The organism is Companilactobacillus bobalius, assembly GCF_009764355.1.
The window spans coordinates 392,769-412,271 of record NZ_LNUA01000077.1; the positions used below are offsets into that span (position 1 = coordinate 392,769).

Annotated in this window: 21 protein-coding genes and 1 pseudogene; 17 read left to right on the forward strand and 5 right to left on the reverse strand. The window is 35.5% G+C overall.

Going from position 1 to position 19,503, the window contains the following annotated elements:
• Nucleotides 1-43: 43 nt before the first annotated feature.
• The gene (yajC, locus tag ATN92_RS18375) at nucleotides 44-538 is read left to right on the forward strand and encodes a preprotein translocase subunit YajC (RefSeq protein WP_056954606.1); all 495 of its coding nucleotides are present in this window, start codon (nucleotides 44-46) and stop codon (nucleotides 536-538) included.
• Between the two features lie 57 nt (nucleotides 539-595).
• Here yajC and ATN92_RS18380 read toward each other — a convergent pair whose 3' ends face one another.
• Nucleotides 596-1,096 carry a TetR/AcrR family transcriptional regulator gene (locus ATN92_RS18380; RefSeq protein ID WP_056954608.1) on the reverse strand — a complete coding sequence of 167 codons (501 nt, stop codon included), beginning with the start codon at nucleotides 1,094-1,096 and terminating at the stop codon, nucleotides 596-598.
• 141 nt (nucleotides 1,097-1,237) lie between these two features.
• Between ATN92_RS18380 and ATN92_RS18385 the strand changes: the two genes are divergently transcribed.
• The 12 genes from ATN92_RS18385 (at nucleotide 1,238) to trxA (ending at nucleotide 14,636) form a co-directional block, all read left to right on the forward strand.
• Nucleotides 1,238-2,146, forward strand: coding sequence for an SDR family oxidoreductase (locus ATN92_RS18385; RefSeq protein WP_056954610.1), 909 nt, complete (start codon nucleotides 1,238-1,240; stop codon nucleotides 2,144-2,146).
• Between the two features lie 238 nt (nucleotides 2,147-2,384).
• A complete protein-coding gene (zwf, locus tag ATN92_RS18390) occupies nucleotides 2,385-3,827 on the forward strand; it encodes a glucose-6-phosphate dehydrogenase (RefSeq protein WP_056954612.1) in 1,443 nt (480 codons plus the stop codon).
• A 14-nt stretch (nucleotides 3,828-3,841) separates the two neighbouring features.
• Nucleotides 3,842-4,975 (forward strand): DNA polymerase IV, encoded by a 1,134-nt coding sequence (gene dinB / locus ATN92_RS18395; RefSeq protein ID WP_056954613.1) that lies wholly within the window; start codon nucleotides 3,842-3,844, stop codon nucleotides 4,973-4,975.
• Nucleotides 4,968-5,924, forward strand: coding sequence for a DHH family phosphoesterase (locus ATN92_RS18400; RefSeq protein ID WP_056954615.1), 957 nt, complete (start codon nucleotides 4,968-4,970; stop codon nucleotides 5,922-5,924). Before dinB ends, ATN92_RS18400 begins: the two co-directional genes overlap by 8 nt.
• Complete coding sequence (locus ATN92_RS18405; protein WP_056954617.1) at nucleotides 5,925-7,271, forward strand: DEAD/DEAH box helicase; 1,347 nt, start codon at nucleotides 5,925-5,927, stop codon at nucleotides 7,269-7,271.
• Nucleotides 7,272-7,507: 236 nt separating this feature from the next.
• Nucleotides 7,508-10,144 carry an alanine--tRNA ligase gene (gene alaS, locus ATN92_RS18410; protein WP_056954620.1) on the forward strand — a complete coding sequence of 879 codons (2,637 nt, stop codon included), beginning with the start codon at nucleotides 7,508-7,510 and terminating at the stop codon, nucleotides 10,142-10,144.
• Nucleotides 10,145-10,206: 62 nt separating this feature from the next.
• Nucleotides 10,207-10,464 (forward strand): IreB family regulatory phosphoprotein, encoded by a 258-nt coding sequence (locus ATN92_RS18415; protein ID WP_025084641.1) that lies wholly within the window; start codon nucleotides 10,207-10,209, stop codon nucleotides 10,462-10,464.
• Nucleotides 10,465-10,899, forward strand: a complete 435-nt coding sequence (gene ruvX / locus ATN92_RS18420; RefSeq protein ID WP_056954622.1) for a Holliday junction resolvase RuvX — start codon at nucleotides 10,465-10,467, stop codon at nucleotides 10,897-10,899.
• Nucleotides 10,900-10,908: 9 nt separating this feature from the next.
• Nucleotides 10,909-11,205, forward strand: a complete 297-nt coding sequence (locus ATN92_RS18425) for a DUF1292 domain-containing protein (RefSeq protein ID WP_025084643.1) — start codon at nucleotides 10,909-10,911, stop codon at nucleotides 11,203-11,205.
• 100 nt (nucleotides 11,206-11,305) lie between these two features.
• Nucleotides 11,306-11,848, forward strand: coding sequence for a CvpA family protein (locus tag ATN92_RS18430; RefSeq protein ID WP_082604599.1), 543 nt, complete (start codon nucleotides 11,306-11,308; stop codon nucleotides 11,846-11,848).
• 53 nt (nucleotides 11,849-11,901) lie between these two features.
• Nucleotides 11,902-14,256: an endonuclease MutS2 gene (locus ATN92_RS18435; RefSeq protein ID WP_056954624.1), complete on the forward strand. Its 2,355-nt coding sequence runs from the start codon at nucleotides 11,902-11,904 to the stop codon at nucleotides 14,254-14,256.
• A gap of 68 nt (nucleotides 14,257-14,324) precedes the next feature.
• Nucleotides 14,325-14,636, forward strand: a complete 312-nt coding sequence (gene trxA / locus ATN92_RS18440; protein WP_025084645.1) for a thioredoxin — start codon at nucleotides 14,325-14,327, stop codon at nucleotides 14,634-14,636.
• A 68-nt stretch (nucleotides 14,637-14,704) separates the two neighbouring features.
• Here the strand turns inward: trxA and ATN92_RS18445 are convergent, their stop codons facing one another.
• Complete coding sequence (locus tag ATN92_RS18445; RefSeq protein WP_054642560.1) at nucleotides 14,705-15,172, reverse strand: DUF2507 domain-containing protein; 468 nt, start codon at nucleotides 15,170-15,172, stop codon at nucleotides 14,705-14,707.
• 132 nt (nucleotides 15,173-15,304) lie between these two features.
• On the opposite strand from ATN92_RS18445, the gene murI reads away from it, so the two are divergent.
• The 4 genes and pseudogenes from murI to ATN92_RS18465 all read left to right on the forward strand — a co-directional run bounded on the left by murI (nucleotide 15,305) and on the right by ATN92_RS18465 (nucleotide 17,482).
• Entirely contained in the window at nucleotides 15,305-16,132 is an 828-nt protein-coding gene (gene murI / locus ATN92_RS18450; protein ID WP_056954625.1) for a glutamate racemase, read from the forward strand.
• Nucleotides 16,095-16,706, forward strand: a pseudogene (locus tag ATN92_RS18455) (XTP/dITP diphosphatase); the annotation flags it as partial. The gene murI and the pseudogene ATN92_RS18455, both read left to right, overlap by 38 nt.
• A 66-nt stretch (nucleotides 16,707-16,772) precedes the next feature.
• Nucleotides 16,773-17,183, forward strand: coding sequence for a DUF948 domain-containing protein (locus ATN92_RS18460; protein WP_025084648.1), 411 nt, complete (start codon nucleotides 16,773-16,775; stop codon nucleotides 17,181-17,183).
• Between the two features lie 2 nt (nucleotides 17,184-17,185).
• A complete protein-coding gene (locus tag ATN92_RS18465; protein WP_056954628.1) occupies nucleotides 17,186-17,482 on the forward strand; it encodes a hypothetical protein in 297 nt (98 codons plus the stop codon).
• A 76-nt stretch (nucleotides 17,483-17,558) separates the two neighbouring features.
• Here ATN92_RS18465 and ATN92_RS18470 read toward each other — a convergent pair whose 3' ends face one another.
• The 3 genes from ATN92_RS18470 to ATN92_RS18480 all read right to left on the reverse strand — a co-directional run bounded on the left by ATN92_RS18470 (nucleotide 17,559) and on the right by ATN92_RS18480 (nucleotide 19,383).
• On the reverse strand, nucleotides 17,559-17,738 hold the full coding sequence (locus tag ATN92_RS18470) for a hypothetical protein (RefSeq protein ID WP_056954630.1): 180 nt from the start codon (nucleotides 17,736-17,738) through the stop codon (nucleotides 17,559-17,561).
• Nucleotides 17,725-18,129 carry a helix-turn-helix transcriptional regulator gene (locus tag ATN92_RS18475; RefSeq protein WP_056954632.1) on the reverse strand — a complete coding sequence of 135 codons (405 nt, stop codon included), beginning with the start codon at nucleotides 18,127-18,129 and terminating at the stop codon, nucleotides 17,725-17,727. The genes ATN92_RS18470 and ATN92_RS18475 overlap by 14 nt, the downstream gene beginning before the upstream one ends.
• 153 nt (nucleotides 18,130-18,282) lie before the next feature.
• A complete protein-coding gene (locus ATN92_RS18480) occupies nucleotides 18,283-19,383 on the reverse strand; it encodes a M24 family metallopeptidase (protein ID WP_056954637.1) in 1,101 nt (366 codons plus the stop codon).
• Nucleotides 19,384-19,503: the final 120 nt, after the last annotated feature.

Consider the following 19,503-nt stretch of genomic DNA (forward strand, 5'->3'; position numbering starts at 1 on the left):
AACCTATAAGTATGTAAATTATTAAGAGGTGGAAAATTTGAATATGCTTACGTTAGGTGCCGGCGCTGGTGCTGGTGGCTCAATGGGTCTTTTGATCTTTGTTGTTATTATGTTTGTTGGTATGTACTTTATCTCCATTCGTCCACAAAAGAAACAACAACAAAAGCGTCAAGAAATGCTTAAAGAAATGTCAAAAGGTGACAAGGTTGTCACACTTGGTGGTATTAAGGGTGTTGTTGCATCAATCGATCGTGATAACAAAGAAGTCGTTGTTGACTGTGATGGAATTTATCTAACATTTGATTTGAATTTCATTCGTCGTACAACTCCAGTCGCTGCTGGTGCTACAAAGCCAGCTGCTGATAAGGCTGCAGAAGACAACAATGAAAACAAGAACGATGCTGCTAAAGAAGATACTAAGGCAGAAGTTTCAGATGACACTAAGTCAGTCGAAACAGAAACAAAAGAAGCAACAGAAAAGGTAGAAGATACAAAACCTGCTGATACTGATGCTGATTCTAAAGAAGAAACAAAATAATTCTTTAATTAACTAAAAAAATAATCCAAACCGTTAAACGGTGGATTATTTTTTTTGCTATTCTTTGCCAGTTTGGAATATCTTATCGAGGTATTCAAAATCCTCAAATGGATTGTATGGTTGATGAGTTTCGTCAATCCAAAGATTGATGGCTTTGATTCGACCGATAAAGAAGAACTTATCTAGTTCACTTTTGTCTGAATTGATTGACATGACTGTGTCCATGACAAATTGGAAGAAACCAGTTCTAAATTCAGAATCTTTATTTTGAGATTTGAAAATTGGTAAGAGATTTTGCTTGTTGATGGTGGCAATTGTAGTAAACGGATGCCGGAAGAATTCATTATTATCAAAATTAGAATCGATTCGTTGACTGATTAAGTATTGACGCAATAAGTCATATTTATCATCAAAATGAGTATAAAAAGTAGAACGATGGATCATTGCTTCTTCGGCAATTTCATTAATAGTAATTTTGCTAAAGGCCTTGTTATTCAACAATTCCTTAAAACCCATAAAAATTAGTTTTTTAGTACGTTCATTCTGCAAACTAGCCAAAATGTCGCTCCTTTCGACAATTTTTCTACATTGTCTATTATAAAGACTATATCTATATATTGAACATTATATATTTATTATACGGTGTTATTATAAACATGTTCTCAAGAATAATAAAGACAATTAAAAGGAAGCATATAAATGAAAGTATTTATGACAGGAGCAACAGGTAATATTGGTTCACTAGTAATTCAGGAATTAGTAACTAAGGGGATTGAGGTTTGGGGATTAACTCGTTCTCAACGTAGTGCTGACAAATTGAAACAAATGGGTGGTATACCAGTTATGGGTACCTTGGAGAATTTATCAGTTCTTAAAGAAATGGCTAAAAAAGTTGATGCAATTTTGCATTTGGGATTCGTTAATGACTTTGCCCATTTTGATGAAGCCAGTCGAATAGACGCCGAAGCAATCACGGCTATGGGAGAAGTATTAAAAGGCACTGACAAACCATTGATTGTTACTGCTGGTACTGCTGGACTTGATCCTAACCATATTTTGACAGAAAATGATAAAGGTTTTGAAGGTGTTGAAAAAGTTATGCCTCGTCGCTCTGAATTTCTAGTACGACAATTAGTAGACGAGGGTGTCAATGCAAATGTAGTACGACTAGCCCCATCGGTACACGGTAATGGTGGTTATGGAATTATTTCGTTAGTGATTATGCAATCTCAAAAAAATGAATCAGTGACTTATTTTGGTGATGGTCAGAATCGTTGGAATGCGATTCATCGTGAAGATGCCAGTAATCTGTTTGTTAAAGCTTTAGATTATACGCTGAAAGATGATCATCCATTACATGTTTTCAATGCCGTTGCGGAAGGACAAATAAAAACAATCAAGATTGCTGAAGTAATTGCCGATAAGTTGAATTTGCCATTGCAATCGAAGACAGCTTTGAATTTTTCAAATTTAACCAATGAAGAGGCCTTTGATGTTAATAATTTGTTTGGTTTAGATATTCCTGCCTCAAGCACATTGACGCAATCAGAATTAGATTGGCGTCCCACACATATTGATTTATTAAATGATTTAAAACATAATCTATAGTTAGATTGTTGAAATCCATTAATTCTAATTTTGAATTAATGGATTTTTCCGTATAGGACAGCATATGGCTTGCGTTAAAGTACACTCTAGGGGTTATTATTTAAAGTGTGAAATAAATAATGCTGTTAGATAAGGCATAGCTAGTAAATTATTTAAAAAATAATAAGTCATAAATCAAGATGTTTAATAATTCATGTTGTAAAATATAACTACATGATGCATTCAAAGGAGTTTAAAAATGGTTACAGAAAAATCAGCAATTTTTATTATTTTTGGGGGTTCTGGTGATTTAGCACATCGGAAACTATATCCATCTTTGTTCCGTCTTTATAAATCGGGGATTTTAAAAGATCATTTTGCCGTCATTGGTACTGCTCGTCGTCCATGGAGTGATGATTATTTCCGTGAAACTGTTATCACCTCTTTGAAAGATTACTTTGATGATAGTGAGGATATCATGAAGGGGTTTGCTAAACACTTCTTCTATCAATCACATGATGTTAATGATTCAGAGCATTATATTGCTTTGAAGAATTTGGCTGCTAAATTAGATGATCAATTTGAAGCTGGTCATAATCGTGTTTACTACATGGCGATTGCTCCTAGATTCTTTGGTACAGTTGCTGAACACATTAATTCAGAAGGCTTGAAGACTGAGGACGGTTATAACCGTTTGGTAATTGAGAAACCATTTGGTCGTGATCTAGATTCTGCCTGTGAATTAAATGGTAATATTTCTAAAGCCTTTCCAGAAGATGATATTTATCGTATCGATCATTACTTAGGTAAGGAAATGATTCAAGATATCCCTCACATTCGTGCTAACAACCCTAAGCTTGAAGCAGCAATGAATAATAAGTATGTTTCAAATATTCAAATCACGCTTGCTGAATCCCTTGGTGTTGAAGATCGTGGTGGTTACTACGAAACAGCCGGTGTACTACGTGATATGGTGCAAAACCATATTATGCAAATTATTGGTGCTATTGCCAGTGATGATCCTGAAGCTACAGATGCTAAAATTATTCACAAGAATAAGACTGATCTCTTTAGCAGTCTTAAAGAATTGACTCCAGAAGGAGTTGATGATGACTTTGTACGTGGCCAATATGATACTGATCAATTAGGCGAGGAAAAGGCTTATCGTCAAGAGGATAACGTAGCTGAGGATTCTAATATTGAAACTTTTGTTGCCGGTAATATCCAATTCGATACAGAACGTTGGAGTGGTGTGCCATTCTATGTTCGTTCTGGTAAGCGTATGCCTGAAAAGTCATCAAGAATCGATATTGTTTTCAATGATAAAGTTGATGAAGTGGGTATTAAACCTAATACTGTCATTACTTTATTGATTGAAAGAGTTAATGGTAATAGTATTTTAATCAATGGAATTAATTATAAAGAGTCAGGTCAAGACTTCATTTCCTTCCCAGAAGAAGCTGAATTCGACAAAGCTCGTGAGGCTTATGAGAGTTTGATTATTGATATTCTTTCTGGTAATCGTGTTCATTTCACTCTTTGGGATGAATTGAGAAGTACTTGGAAGTACATTGATACGATCAGAAATCGTTGGGATGAACAGACACCTGATTTTCCAAATTACTTGAGTGGTTCAATGGGTCCCGATGCAGCTGAAATATTATTGGAACGTAATGGCAACTCATGGGTTTGGGATGACTAGAGGAGTGTTAAGCCATCTTTTTAAAAATACCAATTAAAATTGAAGAAAATCGAAAAGTCATCCATGTCGACATGGATGCTTTTTTCGCTTCTGTGGAAGAAAGAGAACATCCCGAATATAAGAAAAAATGTCTGATTGTGGCTCAAGATCCGCGAAAACATAACCATCATGGAGTCGTAACTACGGCAAACTATAATGCCCGAAAATATGGGGCTCATTCAGCTATGCCGGCTCAAGAGGCAGTTGACTTGATTCCTCGAGCTAAGTTAGTTATCACACCACCACATTTTGAATTATATCGTCAGGTTTCAGATCAGATTCATGATATTTTTCATGAGGTAACTGATAATTATCAGACAGTAGCTTTGGATGAAGCCTATCTTGATGTCACACATAATAAATTACATGAGACGAATACAATAAAAATTGCTAATTATATTCAGCAAAGAATCGTTAAAGAAACTAGGCTGACTTGTTCAGTAGGAATTTCTTACAATAAGTTTTTGGCTAAGATGGCATCAGATTATCGAAAACCGTTTGGTAGAACGATTATTCTTGGCAAATACGCCCAAGATTTCCTGAGACCAATTCCAATTGAAAAATTTAACGGCATTGGTAAAGCTATGCAACAGAAGATGCACGAGATGGATATTTATACAGGTGGAGATCTGCAAAAGTTAGATCAAGACATCTTCTTGAAGAATTTTGGTAAAATGGGTTATATCATATATAAACGAGTTCACGGAATCGATGACTCATTAGTGAATGGACATCGAACTCGGAAATCAATTGGTCGTGAAAGAACTTATAATCGTAATTTAGTTACAGATGAACAAATACTTCAGGAATTAGATTTTGTGGCTGATTTAGTTAGTAAGGATTTAAAAAAGCAACGCCAACATGGTAAGACTGTCGTTCTTAAATTACGTAATTCGGACTTTGAAACAATTACTAAACGGATGAGTTTTCAAGACTATGTTCAAACAAAAGCCGAAATTTATCGTGTTGCCAAGGATATTTATGATAAATTAAAGGTAACAGACCAAAAGATTCGACTATTAGGGATCACGGTCACTAATTTAGATCCGTTGTCATATGAAGAAGTTTCTTTGAATTTGTCTTATAAGGAGGACAATTATAATGAATAGCTTTGCTGAAATAATTGCAACAATAAAAAAATATGATAGAATTATCATTCTACGTCATCAAAATCCAGATCCTGATGCATTGGGATCCCAAGCTGGCTTAGCAACTGCCATTCGTCAGGCTTATCCTGACAAAAAAGTTTTAATTGGTGGAAATGATACTGAAGGTTTGAAGTGGTTATCAACTGCTCAAGAAGTATCCGATGAAGATTATCAAGGTGCCTTAGTAATTGCTGTTGATACTGCTAACGAACCTCGTATTGACGATCAACGTTACAATGATGGAGCATTCTTAGTAAAAATCGATCATCATCCCAACGATGAACCATATGGTGACCAATTATTCGTCAATACCGATGCTAGTTCATGTTCAGAAATCATAGCTGATTTGATTGATAGCAGTGATGAACTACAATTGACAGAGGAAGTCGCTTATTATTTGTACGCTGGTATCGTTGGCGATACAGGGAGATTCCTTTATCCATCAACAACTGAACATACAATGCAAGTTGCTGGTAAGTTTATTGCACTAGGTGTTGATACTGCCGGTATTAACAACAAGATGAATGAAGTTAGTTTGAAACAGGCTAAGTTGCAAGGATTCATTTATGATATCTTACAGATTGATGATTCAGGAGCTGCTCTAGCTATTATTGATGATGATTTAATGAAGAAGTTAAATCTTAATCAAGAGGAAGCTAATTCAGTAGTTTCTACACCAGGTCGACTTAAAGAAGTTTGTTCATGGATGGAAGCTGTTCAAAAAGATGATGGTACTTTCAGAGTACATTTGCGTTCTCAGGGACCAGTTATCAATAAATTAGCTAAGAGACATGATGGTGGTGGACATCCATTGGCTAGTGGTGCTACAGCTAAGGATCTTGATGAAGTTAAACAAATGTTTAAGGAACTAATAAAAATAGTGACTGATTTTAATCAGAAGGGTGAATAGATGACTAAATTTTCACAATACAACTTTAATGATGCTATCAATAAATCATTAAAAGAAATACATTTCGATGAACCAACAAAGGTTCAAGAGGCTGTAATCTCATTGGTCAATAAGAAAAAAGATATTATTGTTCAATCTGAAACAGGTTCAGGTAAAACACATGCTTTCTTGTTGCCATCGATGAATGCTTTAACAAAGGATCAAGAGGTTCAATTGTTGATTGCTACTCCAAGTAGAGAGTTAGCTTATCAAATCTATGAAGATACACAAAATATTTTGAAGAATTATCCTGAAGAATATAATGCCTTCATCTTTGTTGGTGGAGCTGACCGTGATCGTCAAAAGAGAAAACTAGAAGCACATCAACCACAAATTGCTATCGGTACTCCCGGAAGACTTTGGGATTTAATTCGTGAGAACGATTTACATGTCGATAACGTTCAAAGATACGTTGTCGATGAAGCCGATATGACTTTGGATATGGGCTTCTTAAATGATGTTGATCAAATTACTAATAAATTGCCAGAAGATCGTGAAATGATGGTCTTCTCAGCTACAATTCCACAAAAATTGGAACCATTCTTGGATAAATACATGCATGGTCCTAAGCGAGTTGAAATTAAGAATAGTAGTATTATTCCTAAGAACGTTGATAACTGGCTAATGTTCACTCATGGTCGTGATAAGAAAGAAATCATTTATCGACTTATGACAATCGGTGAACCGTATATGGTCTTGGTATTCGCTAATACTAAGAAGACTGTAGATGAAATTTATCATTACTTACGTAATAAGGGCTTGAAGACTGCTCGTATTCATGGTGGTTTAACACCTAGAGAACGTAAGCGAACGATGAAACAGATTGAAAACATGGAATATCAATTCGTCGTAGCTACTGATTTGGCTGCACGTGGTATTGATATTAGTGGTGTATCTCATGTTATCAATGCTGAAATTCCTGATGATCTAGACTTCTTTATTCATCGTGTTGGTAGAACTGGTCGTAATGGAATGTCTGGTACTGCTATCACTTTGTATGAACCAGGTGAAGATCACAAAGTTGATGAAATTGAGCACATGGGTATCAAATTTGAGCCTAAAGACATTAAGAATGGCGAAATCGTTGATGTTAAAGAACGTGATCGTCGTCAAAGCCGTAAAGCAACTCAAGAAAAACTTGATACTAAGTTAGTCGGTTTTGTTAAGAAACAAAAGACTAAGAAGAAGCCAGGTTACAAGAAAAAGATCAAGCAAGCTATCTCAGATGAACGTCGTCAACAACGTAAAATTGAGATTAGACAAGAAAGACGTAAGCAAAGAGACGTAAGACGTAAAAATAATAGTTAGTTTTAATATTGACAATTTTTCAGTTGGTGGTTAATATTTTCTTTGGATATATCTTGTATTAAATACTTTCAGAGAAGGCCGATTGGTGCGAAAGCCTAAGTATTCAATGTAAAGATGCTGCCAATTTAAATTGTATATAAAATATTGAGAGGCTAACGAAATCGTTGCAAACAAGGTGGTACCGCGCATGGGCGTCCTTGGACTTGCAACGATTTTTCGTTTTTTGGGGAGATAAAATGAAAAACTTATCAAGTGCTGAAATAAGAAAGATGTTTTTAGACTTTTTCCAAACAAAAGGTCACATGATTGAACCTAGTGCATCATTGATTCCACATGATGATCCAACATTGTTATGGATCAACTCTGGTGTTGCTACTTTGAAAAAGTATTTTGATGGAACTGTTGTCCCACAAAATCCTCGTATCACTAATGCTCAAAAATGTATCAGAACTAATGATATTGAAAATGTTGGACGTACAGCTCGTCACCAAACTTTCTTTGAAATGCTTGGTAACTTTTCAGTTGGTGATTACTTCAAGAAAGAAGTTATTCCTTGGGCCTTTGAATTTTTAACAAGTCCTGATTGGATCGGTATGGATAAAGATAATCTTTATATCACAACTTATCCTAAGGATACTGAAACACAAAAACTTTGGGCTGAAGCAGGAGTTGCTCAAGATCATATTCTTAAGAATGAAGATAACTTCTGGGATATCGGTGAAGGTCCTTGTGGTCCTGACTCAGAGATTTTCTACGACCGTGGTCAAGAGTTCAATAACCTTTCAGAAGATGACCCTGAGAACTATCCTGGTGGCGAAAACGAACGTTACCTAGAAGTATGGAACATTGTTTTCTCAGAATTGAATCATTTACCAAATGGTCAATATGTAGAACAACCACATAAAAATATTGATACGGGTATGGGACTAGAACGTCTTGTATCTATTATTCAAGGAACAAAGACTAACTTTGAAACAGACTTGTTCATGCCATTGATCGAAGATGTTGGTGAATTAAGTGGCAAGAAGTATGGCGTAAATGATGAAGATGATATTTCATTCAAGATCATTGCTGACCATGCTAGAACTGTTTCATTTGCTGTTGGTGATGGTGCTCTTCCTTCAAACGAAGGTCGTGGCTATGTTATCAGAAGACTTATCAGACGTGCTGTTTTGAATGGTAAGAAGTTAGGTGTTAATGGACCATTTCTTTACAGATTGGTTCCAATCGTTGGTAAGATCATGGAAAGTTATTATCCAGAAGTTAGCCAACAACAAGACTTTATTGCTAAGACTATCCAACAAGAAGAGAAACGTTTCTCAGAAACTTTGGATGCTGGTCTAGCTCTATTGAATGGTGAAATTGCTGACTTGAAGAAGAAGAATCAAACAGTTATTGATGGTGCTTCTGCTTTCAAACTTTATGATACTTACGGTTTTCCTATGGAATTGACTCGTGAATATGCTAGTGATGAAGGACTAACTGTTGACGAAGATGGTTTCAAGCAAAACATGGAAGAACAAAAACAACGTGCCCGTGATGCCCGTGGTAATTTACAATCTATGGGTATGCAAGATGAAACTTTGATGGAAATCAAGACACCTAGTGAATTCGTTGGTTATGATCACAATGAAACACAAAGTACTTTGAAGAACATTATTGTTGATGATAAAGAAGTTAAGAATGTTACAGAAGGTCAAGCACAATTGGTCTTTGACACAACTCCTTTCTATGCCGAAATGGGTGGACAAGTTGCTGATGTTGGTAATATTTATGACTTGAAGGGTAACCAAGTTGCTGAAGTTGTTGACGTTCAACATGCACCAAATGGACAAAATATTCATTTAGTAAATGTAATGTCAGAAATTGATGCTGATACAGAATACAAATTGGAAATTGATGGTGACTTCCGTGAAAAAGTTCGTCACAATCACACTGCTACTCATTTGTTGGATCAAGCTTTACGTGATGTTGTTAGTGCAAGAACACACCAAGCTGGATCTTTAGTTGAACCTGATTATCTACGTTTTGACTTCAATAGCAACTCAGCTTTGACAGCTGAACAAATCAGTCAACTTGAAAAAATTGTTAACGAAAAGATCTGGGCAGCTATTCCTGTTAAGACAGAAGTATTGCCTATTGAAGAAGCCAAGAAGAAGAAGGGCGCAATTGCTTTATTCAGTGAAAAGTACGGTGATACTGTGCGTGTTGTTGAAATTGATGACTACTCAACTGAATTCTGTGGTGGTACACATGCCCGTAATACTTCAGAACTAGGTCTCTTCAAGATTACTTCTGAATCAGCTATTGGTTCAGGTACAAGAAGAATTGAAGCTGTAACTGGCGAAGAAGCTTTTGAATACTTAAATGATCAATTGCAAGCTTTGCAAGAAACAGCTAAGAATATGAAAGTAAATCAATTAAAAGATGTTCCAGCTCGTGCTAGTCAATTAGTTGATGAAATCAAAGAGTTAAAGCGTGACAATCAAAACTTGAAGACTCAATTAACAAGTCAAAAGTCCGCTGAAGTCTTTGACAGTGTTGAAGAAATTAACGGTTATAAAGTTATTTCTAACATTATTCCAACTGATATGGCTACATTGAGACAACTAGCTGATAAATGGAAAAATGATGAAAAGTCAGACATCCTTGTTTTAGGTGCTAGTGGTGACGATAAGGCTAGTCTAGTTGTAGCCGTAAATAAAGATTCTCAAGCTAAAGGCGTTAAGGCTGGCGATATCATTAAGAAGATCTCTAAGGAGATTCAAGGTGGCGGCGGTGGTCGTCCAGATATGGCACAAGCCGGTGGTAAAAATCCAGCTGGTTTAACAAATGCGTTACAATTAGCTAAAGATATTATTAAATCTTATTAAAGTGGGCTATAATTGAACTAAGCATTCTAGTCACTTAAATATTTGTTATATGGAGGTTTGCCATGAGTTCACTTGATAAAACAATGAGTTTTGACTTTAATGAAAACAAAGGCAAAGATGTCAAAGAGACACTTGAAAGTGTTTATCAATCACTAGAAGAAAAGGGATATAATCCAATTAATCAAATCGTTGGATATCTTCTTTCTGGTGATCCAGCATATATTCCAAGACATAATGATGCCCGTAATTTGATTTTGAAACATGAAAGAGACGAGATAATTGAAGAATTAGTTAAGAGTTATCTCAATCAAGGTAAGTAAATGCGATTATTAGGTTTAGACGTTGGTGCAAGAACTGTTGGTGTCTCGGCAAGTGATTTATTAGGCTGGACAGCACAGGGTGTGGAAACTATTCATATGAATGAAAAGAAAGAAGATTTTGGCTTAGATCGTTTAGGCGAAATCATCAAAGAAAAGCAAGCTACGGGGATTGTTCTCGGTTTGCCTAAGAATATGAATAATACAGAAGGACCCAGAGCGGAAAAATCTCGTGAATACGGTAAGATGATTGAAGAACGTTTTAATTTACCAATCGATTTTATTGATGAACGTTTGACAACTGTGCAAGCTGAAAGAATGCTGATTGATGAAGCAAATGTTTCACGTCGAAAACGTAAGAAGGTAGTTGATAAGATTGCTGCCGAAATGATTTTACAAAATTACCTTGATGCCAAAGGTAAACTAACACGGAATTAGGTGATAAATATGAGTGAAAAACAACCACCAAAAGATTTAGATGAAGTTATTTTAAGTGATGAACAGGGTAATAAAGAAGTTTACAAGATTCTCTTTACTTTTGATTCAGATGATTATGGTAAATCATATGTCTTTCTATACCCTAAGGCTTCAGAAGATTCAGATGAAATTGAGATTCAAGCCTTCTCTTTCACACCAGATCAAAATGGTGATGTGGATGCAGGAGAGTTAAATCCGATTGAAGATCCTGAAGAATGGGATATGGTTCAAGAGGTATTAAATACCTTCACAAGTGACGAAGAATAAGATAAAAATAACGATTGGCGCGAGCCAATCGTTTGATGTTTTTATCTTAAAATATGATTCACAAATTCGCTTTTTAGCATGATTGATGTAAGGGGAAATAATGCTTAGTCTTTTACTTATTTTACTTTTGATTTATGGTTTTTATATTGGTGCTCGCCGTGGTCTTGCCATGGAGGCATTTTATGCAGTTGGATATGGACTGTTCTTTTGTTTAGCATGGGTGACATATAAGGCCCTTGGTCCTAAATTTGAAATGATCGTACCGTACCCTTCAGCTAGTTTGGGCAGTGAGTTTGCCTTTTTCACGACAAAAGTTGGTATGAAATTAGATGATGCATTTTACCGTGCCTTTGCTTTTATATTTGTTTGTTTCATTGGTTGGGTAATTATTCGCTTTGCAGGACTTTACTTCAAACGTCTAACTTATTTTCCAATGTATAATGACGTCAATATATTAAGTGGTGGAATTATTGGTTTTGTTGTCACATATGTAACGATCTTCATGGTCTTACTAATCTTGGCAATGATTCCAGTATCTGGAATTCAACATGCTTTGCAACATTCATTTGTAGCTTCGACAATGATTAAAAGTACGCCGGGATTAACGGCAACACTAAGTAATCTGTGGATAGGAGCTATGTAAAACTTTAAGACTGAGACTTTTGTTTCAGTCTTATTTTATAACAGGAGAAGAGTATGAATAATAAGGCTTTGAAAGTATTAGAATTTGACAAAATCAAAGCTGAAATTGCCAAATACCTAATCACAACGCGTGGGAATACTCTCTTAAAAAAGTTAATGCCGATGTCAGTCGAATCAATTGTTCAAAGATTGATCGATCAAACTAAAGATGGTGCTGACATTCTTCGTATTAAGGGGGAAATCCCTGTTAGAAAATTGGCTGATCTGCATGATCAAGCCAACCGTTTGAAAAAAGACGGTAATTTAAATGGAACTGAATTGGCTCAAATAGGACAAGTACTTCAGAATACAACTGAATTAAAAGAGTTCTTTGCAGGTCTAAAGGATGACAGAATTGATTTACGTCAATTGTATGAATTGAATGATAAGTTGATCGATAATCCTGGTTTAACAAAGAGAATTTCTCGTTCATTAGATGATACTGGTCGAGTTTTGGATACAGCTTCTGATGATTTGAAGTATATTCGTGGACGTATTTCACGTTTGAATGACCAAATCAGACAATCAATGGAGCAATATACTCGTGGTAAAAATACTAAGTACTTAACCGAAGCAATCGTGACATTACGTGATGATCGTTTTGTAATTCCAGTTAAAACGGAATATAAAGCTAAGTTCGGTGGAGTGGTCCATGACCAAAGTGCCAGTGGTCAAACACTTTATATTGAACCTCAAGCTGTTGTTGGTTTAAATAATCAATTACATGAATCTCAAGTTTCCGAAAAGATGGAAGAAGTCCGTATTTTAAATGACTTGTCAGATTTAGTTCGTCCGGAAATTGATGAAATTGTCAAAAATAACGAAGTACTAGCTCAATTTGATTTAATCAATGCCAAAGCTAAGTATGCACGTGAAATCAAGGCGACAGAACCTTTAATTTCCAAAGACCATGTAGTTGATCTTTACAATGCAAAACACCCGCTAATCGACCCTGATAAGGTTGTAGCTAATGATATTAAAATGGGTGATGGATATAAAACAATGCTTATCACTGGTCCTAATACTGGTGGTAAAACTATTACTATGAAAACTTTGGGTCTGATTCAATTAATGGCTCAAGCCGGTTTGTTTATTCCAGCTCGTGAAGAGAGTGAAATTGCTGTCTTCGATGAGGTTTTTGTTGATATTGGTGATGAACAATCAATTGAACAGAATTTGAGTACTTTCTCATCTCATATGGATAATATTATTAATATCATCCATAAAGTATCAGGACACAGTTTAGTTCTGATCGATGAACTTGGTGCCGGAACTGATCCCCAAGAGGGAGCTGCGATTGCGATTGCTATCCTAGAAAAATTGGCCCAGTCACATTGCTTTATCATGGCAACAACTCACTATCCAGAGTTGAAAGTCTTTGCTTACAATACTCCTGAAACAATCAATGCCAGTATGGAATTTGACGATGAATCGTTGAAACCTACTTACAGGTTATTAATTGGTATTCCGGGAGCAAGTAATGCTTTCAACATTGCGGCTAGACTAGGTATGGATCGTAGTGTTGTTGATCGTGGTCAGTCACTAATGAGTGGTGAGAGCCAAGATTTGAACAATATGATTGCTGACCTGGAGAATCGTCGTAAAGAATTTGAACAGAAGAATGCGCAACTCCAAGTTCAATTGTCTAAGAACAAAGATGTTCAAAAGGATTATGAACAAAAGAGTGACGCTTTAGATAAATCTAAGGCTTCTGAGATTCAAGCTGCCAAGGTTCGTGCTAATCAAATTGTCGCTAAAGCTAAGAAAGAGTCCGATAAGATTATTGATCACCTTCACGAAATGGAACGTAAAGGATCAATGGTTAAAGAAGATCAGATTATTTCGGCTAAGACTGGATTGAAGAACTTGCATCAAGATGAGACGATCAAGAAGAATAAAGTATTGCGTCGTAACAAACGTAAACAAGTTTTGAAGGTCGGCGATGATGTTAAGGCTTTGCCATATGATCAAATTGGAACGATTGTTCGTAAGAATAATGACAACGAATTTGAAGTTCAATTAGGTATCTTGAAGATGAAGTTTGGTGCTGAAGATCTTGAAAAAGTTCAATCAACTGAACCTGAACCAGAGAAGAAACCAACTATGGTCAGAAGGACAAGAAGTACAGGCTTATCTAGTAAGTTAGATCTACGTGGTGAACGTTATGAAGAAGCCATGTCAGATCTAGATCAATATATTGATGCCGCTTTGTTGGCTGGTTATAATCAAGTAACAATCGTGCATGGATTTGGTACTGGTGTTATCAGAAAAGGTGTTACAAATTATTTGCAACGCAATCCGCGAGTTAAGTCATTTGGCTATGCTCCAGCTAGTTCTGGTGGTTCCGGTGCAACAATTGTTGATTTGTAATATAAGCAAAATGTTTTTTAAAATCAGGTTATTAATGATAATATTTAACCAGTTAAGGAGTGATTATAATGGTTGATGAAGTAACAGACAAAGATTTTGAAGAAGAAACAAAAGATGGCGTTGTCTTAGTTGATTTTTGGGCAACATGGTGTGGTCCATGTCGTATGCAATCACCAGTTATCGAACAATTGTCTGAAGAAGATGATTCAGTTAAGTTTTTGAAGATGGATGTAGATGCCAATCCAGATACACCTAAATCATTTGGAATTATGGCTATCCCTACATTGCTTGTCAAAAAAGATGGCGAAGTAGTTGATAAGATAACTGGATTCCATAATAAGGCTCAACTAGCTAAGATTCTTGATGGCTATTCTGATTAATCCAAAATAAATAGCAAATAAAAAATGCCCTAATTCATCTGCGAATTAGGGCGTTTTTGGTGTATACTTTAGTTTCGATCAATTTGTATTTTAATTGAAACGCTTTTGGCTTTGCTGTCGACGGTATATGTGCCTAAGCAATATGCTGCAATAGTTTTTTCGACAGTTTCAGCAATTATTCCAGTCTCTAATGAAAACTCTGGATCATCATTATTAGTATCAAAACGTTGAACAACTTCGGGACCGGTTAACGTATAAATGTAACTATGTTTAGTTTGCTTGGTAATTTCAAGTTTACCAAAGCCAGCTTTTTGAAATAGTTCAGGTAGGCTTTGCATGTCAAGAATCAATTGACGGCTAAGATTTTTACCTGCCCAATACAGTAGTTCGACGGTATCTTTATCGAGTAGATCAGGAAGGATAAAATCACGGAGTACCGAAACTGCAAAGTAATTTTCAGTTAACGTATTTTCACTTTTATCATCTTGGGTATCTGTTAACTTTGGTTTGTTGAGATCATTTGATTTTGCGGCCATTGCTTTAACTCCTTTTTTCAGACAATTCATTATATCATTAGAATAATTGCTTTTTAAGTCAATGTAAAAGATAGCACATAATTATTTTCATAAAATACGAATAATTCGCTTAAATGAAGGCAGGGGTAACATATGAGTGATAATAGACCAATTGGAGTGTTAGATTCCGGATTAGGTGGATTGACAGTAGTGAAGGAAGTCATCCGACAATTGCCTAATGAAGACGTTGTATTTATCGGCGATGAGGCCAGAATGCCTTACGGAGTAAAAACACATGACCAAATCATATCCTATACTCGTGAAATGGTACAGTATTTAATTAGTCAAAATGTAAAATTAATAATTTACGGTTGCAACACAGCAACTGCCAACGCATTGCAAACTTTGCGTCAAGAATTTACCATTCCTATGATTGGTGTGATCAAGCCAGGTTCTGAAGAAGCTTCTAAAGTAACTAAGACTGACCATATCGGAATTATTGGAACTAAATCAACCATTAATTCAAAGAGCTATAATAAAACTATTCAAGAAATTGATCCTAAACTTACTTCTTTAGGTGTAGCAGCACAAAAGTTTGTTTCTTTTGTTGAAAACGATCAGGCTGATACCAAAGAGGCCAAGGATAATATTGAAACAACATTAAAACCTTTTAAGGATAATGATTATGATACTTTAATTTTGGGATGCACTCATTTCCCAATGTTAAAGAAACAAATCAATGATTATTTGCCAGGTACTAAGTTGGTCGATCCAGCTGTAAGTACTGTTAAAGTAGCAACTAAATATCTAACTGAAAATAATTTGTTAGCTGACGATAAGAAACGTACATTGAAATTACATGCAACTAGCGATATTGACGAATTCTCGAGATTGGCAAAACGTTGGTTGAAGACGGATATTGATGAAATCAGCTTAGTAAATATCGGAGGAAACGATGAAAGAAATAATAATAGCAACTAAGAATCCTGGTAAAGCACGTGAATTCAAACGTGTTTTTGATGATGAACATTTTGAAATCAAGACTTTATTAGATTTTCCAGATTTTCCCGAAATTAGAGAAACTGGTAAAACTTTTGAAGAGAATGCCACTTTAAAAGCTCATGCCGTCATGGAACGTTTCAATCTACCTACGATTGCTGACGACTCCGGTTTACAAGTGGATGCTTTATATGGTCGTCCTGGCATCTATTCAGCTCGTTATGCTGGTGATCACAATGATGCCGCTAATAATGCTAAATTGTTGAGTGAATTAGGTGGAGTCCCTAAAGAAAAACGTACAGCTCATTTCGTTTCAACCCTAGTTTTTGCTAATCCTAAGAACGATAAAGATTTAGTTGTCGAAGGAAAAGTCGATGGAATCATTGGAGCTTTTCCCGAAGGTGACGATGGTTTTGGATATGATCCGCTGTTCTATGTACCGGAATTAGGTAAGACAATGGCTCAAATTACTGTCGATGAAAAGAATCAAATCAGTCACCGTGGACAAGCTATTAAAAAGTTAGAAAAACAGTGGCAAGATTGGATTATTTGGTAATTAATTGCCCTAAAATTGTTATAATGCTAGTATGAAAGTGCTATTAAAATACAGGAGGGTAATATTATGACTGGTGGACAAATTGCAGGATTGATTGCTGCGGTCGCATTTGTAGTGTTGGTTGTATATTTAGCCAGAACACTAGTACAAACTGCTAAATTGCTTCAAGAGTTACAAGAAACAATGAAGGAAACTACTAAGATGGTGGAGATTTTATCTAAGAATACAGATGAAATCATGGATCAAAGTACAAAGCTTGTCGATAAGACAAATACTTTGATGGATGACGTTAACAGTAAGTCTAGTAAGTTAAATCCACTTTTTGATACAGTGGAGAACTTAGGTAAGAAGAGTGCTGCTGCAACTTCAGAACATCATAATTCAGGATTCAGTCTTCAAAACTTATTAACATTAGGCAATGTGGCTACAGTTCTTAAGACAGCCACCAAAGTATGGCCAAGAAAGAAGAATAATTAGTTATGAAAAATAATCATTTTATTGTTGGCCTAGTTTTAGGCTGCGCATCAGGCTATTTAGCTTCTAAGTATTTAACTAGTGAATCAGGACAAAAGTTGATTGAAAACATTAAAACTATCCGTGGTGATTTTAACAACGGTGGCGTTGGTCTAAATACTAATAGTGATTTAGTTAATGCTTTCAATGATAAGACAGATGCCTTAAAAGATCATATGGCTTCAACTGTTGATAAGATTAAAGATGATGAAGATACATCAGACATCGTTTTTAATGAAGATGATCTTAACGACGAAGATTAATATATATTTTAAAAATTAAATTAAACATAAAAAAGAGGATTCAGACCATTTAGGTTTGAGTCCTCTTTTTGAATCGTTATTTGTTCTTCAAAAATGCTTTGATGATAATATAAAAACCATAAATAGTAAATCCTAACCAAATGGTAATGAAGAGCAAGAGATAAATAGTTTGACCGTTTTTGTTAATCAAATAGTAGAGTGTTAATAGAACTAAACTGATAATAATATAAAATATGGTATCTTTATTCTTTTTCATATTGTTTTGCCCTCTTAATCGCTCTTAATCTAACTAGCCAATGGATGATAGGGATAACTAATCCTAGAGGGGCCAATTTAATACCAATTAATATTAAAATTATGGAGAACAAAATCTCTTCTTTTTTATTAAATGATTTAAAAAAGTTAGCATCTTTAATCACTTGTTGTTTTTCAAACTCATTTTTTAAAGTAGGGTCTTCTTTTAGTAAATCATCTATAGAAATATCAAATATGGTACTTAATTCAAGAAGATTGTCCATGGATGGAAAGAATCGATCGGTTTCCCAATTGGAAATTGCTTGTCGACTTACGTGAAGTTGATTGGTGAGTTGAATTTGGGACAAATGGTGTTTTTCTCTATTTTCATGAATGGTAGTACCTAAGCTCATAAAGTCCTCCTATAAATGATTTTGTATAAATAATTATAATTTAAAAATACTTATGTTAAAAGACAGTTGAACCTTACATCCGTTATAACGATTGCAAACAAAAAGGATTTGATAAACCAATTAGTGGTTTTATCAAATCCTTTTTACTTTATATTAGTCGATATATTTCAATTCTTTACTTGTATGTGTGAATGGTTCGCAACCATCTTCAGTAATATAAACACAGTCTTCAATTCTAACACCGGCAACATTTGGAATGTAAATTCCGGGTTCGATTGAGAAGCACATGCCTGGTTTTAGAACCATGTCATTGCCTTCCATGATTGATGGGAATTCATGTTCTGAAGTACCCATACCATGTCCTAGACGATGAATGAAGTATTCACCATAACCGGCTTTAGTGATGATATCACGAGCAACTTTATCAAGTTCGGCAGCAGTAATACCAGGTTTAGCAGCATCCATAGCAGCGTATTGAGCTTCAAGGTCAACTTTATAGATATCAAGTGACTTAGCGTCTGGTTTACCGAAGGCAACAGTACGTGAAGAATCACTGATATAACCGTTGTGAACTGTACCTAAATCAAAGAGAACTAGTTCGTCTTTTTCAATAGGATTCTTTTCAGGACCACCATGTGGATTAGCAGCGTTGGCACCAGCTTGAACGATAGTGTCAAAACTCATATGCATGACACCTTTTCTCATCATTGCATATTCGATCTCAGCAACAACTTCTTGTTCAGTACGACCTTCTTTGATAGCATTGAAACCAACTTCAAAAGCATAGTCAGCTTCAGCACCAGCAGCTTTTAATTCATTGATCTCAGCGGCTGTTTTGATTAATTTAGCATTTTCCATGTAACGTGAAAGGTTAGTAGGGAATTGAGCATCAGGAAATTGACTCTTAATGGCTTCTAGTTTTTGAACAGGTAAGTCATCTTTTTCAATACCCCATTTAGCAGGAGTTCCGGCCACGTCCTTGATATGACCAGCCATTAATTCAAATGGTTTCTCATGATCTAAGTAACCGAAGACATCTTTATCCCAGCCAGCATCTTTAGCTGCTTCAACTTCTAGTTGAGGGGCAAATAGGAATGGGTCCTTGTCAGGGAAAACTAAAAGTGCGAGAATTCTTTCTACAGGATCACTGTAGAAACCAGTGAAGTAGTTGATATCGCTAGGGTTAGAGATATAAGCAATATCTAAGTTGTTTTGTGCTAAATATTCTTGTAGATCTAATAATTGTTTCTTCATGAAAATACTCCTTTACGTTCAGATTTAATAGTAGTATATCACTGAAAATCATTTTCTTTTTGAAAAAATATGAAAACATATGCCAATAATGTAGAAACCGCTTGCAATTAGTGAAAATTT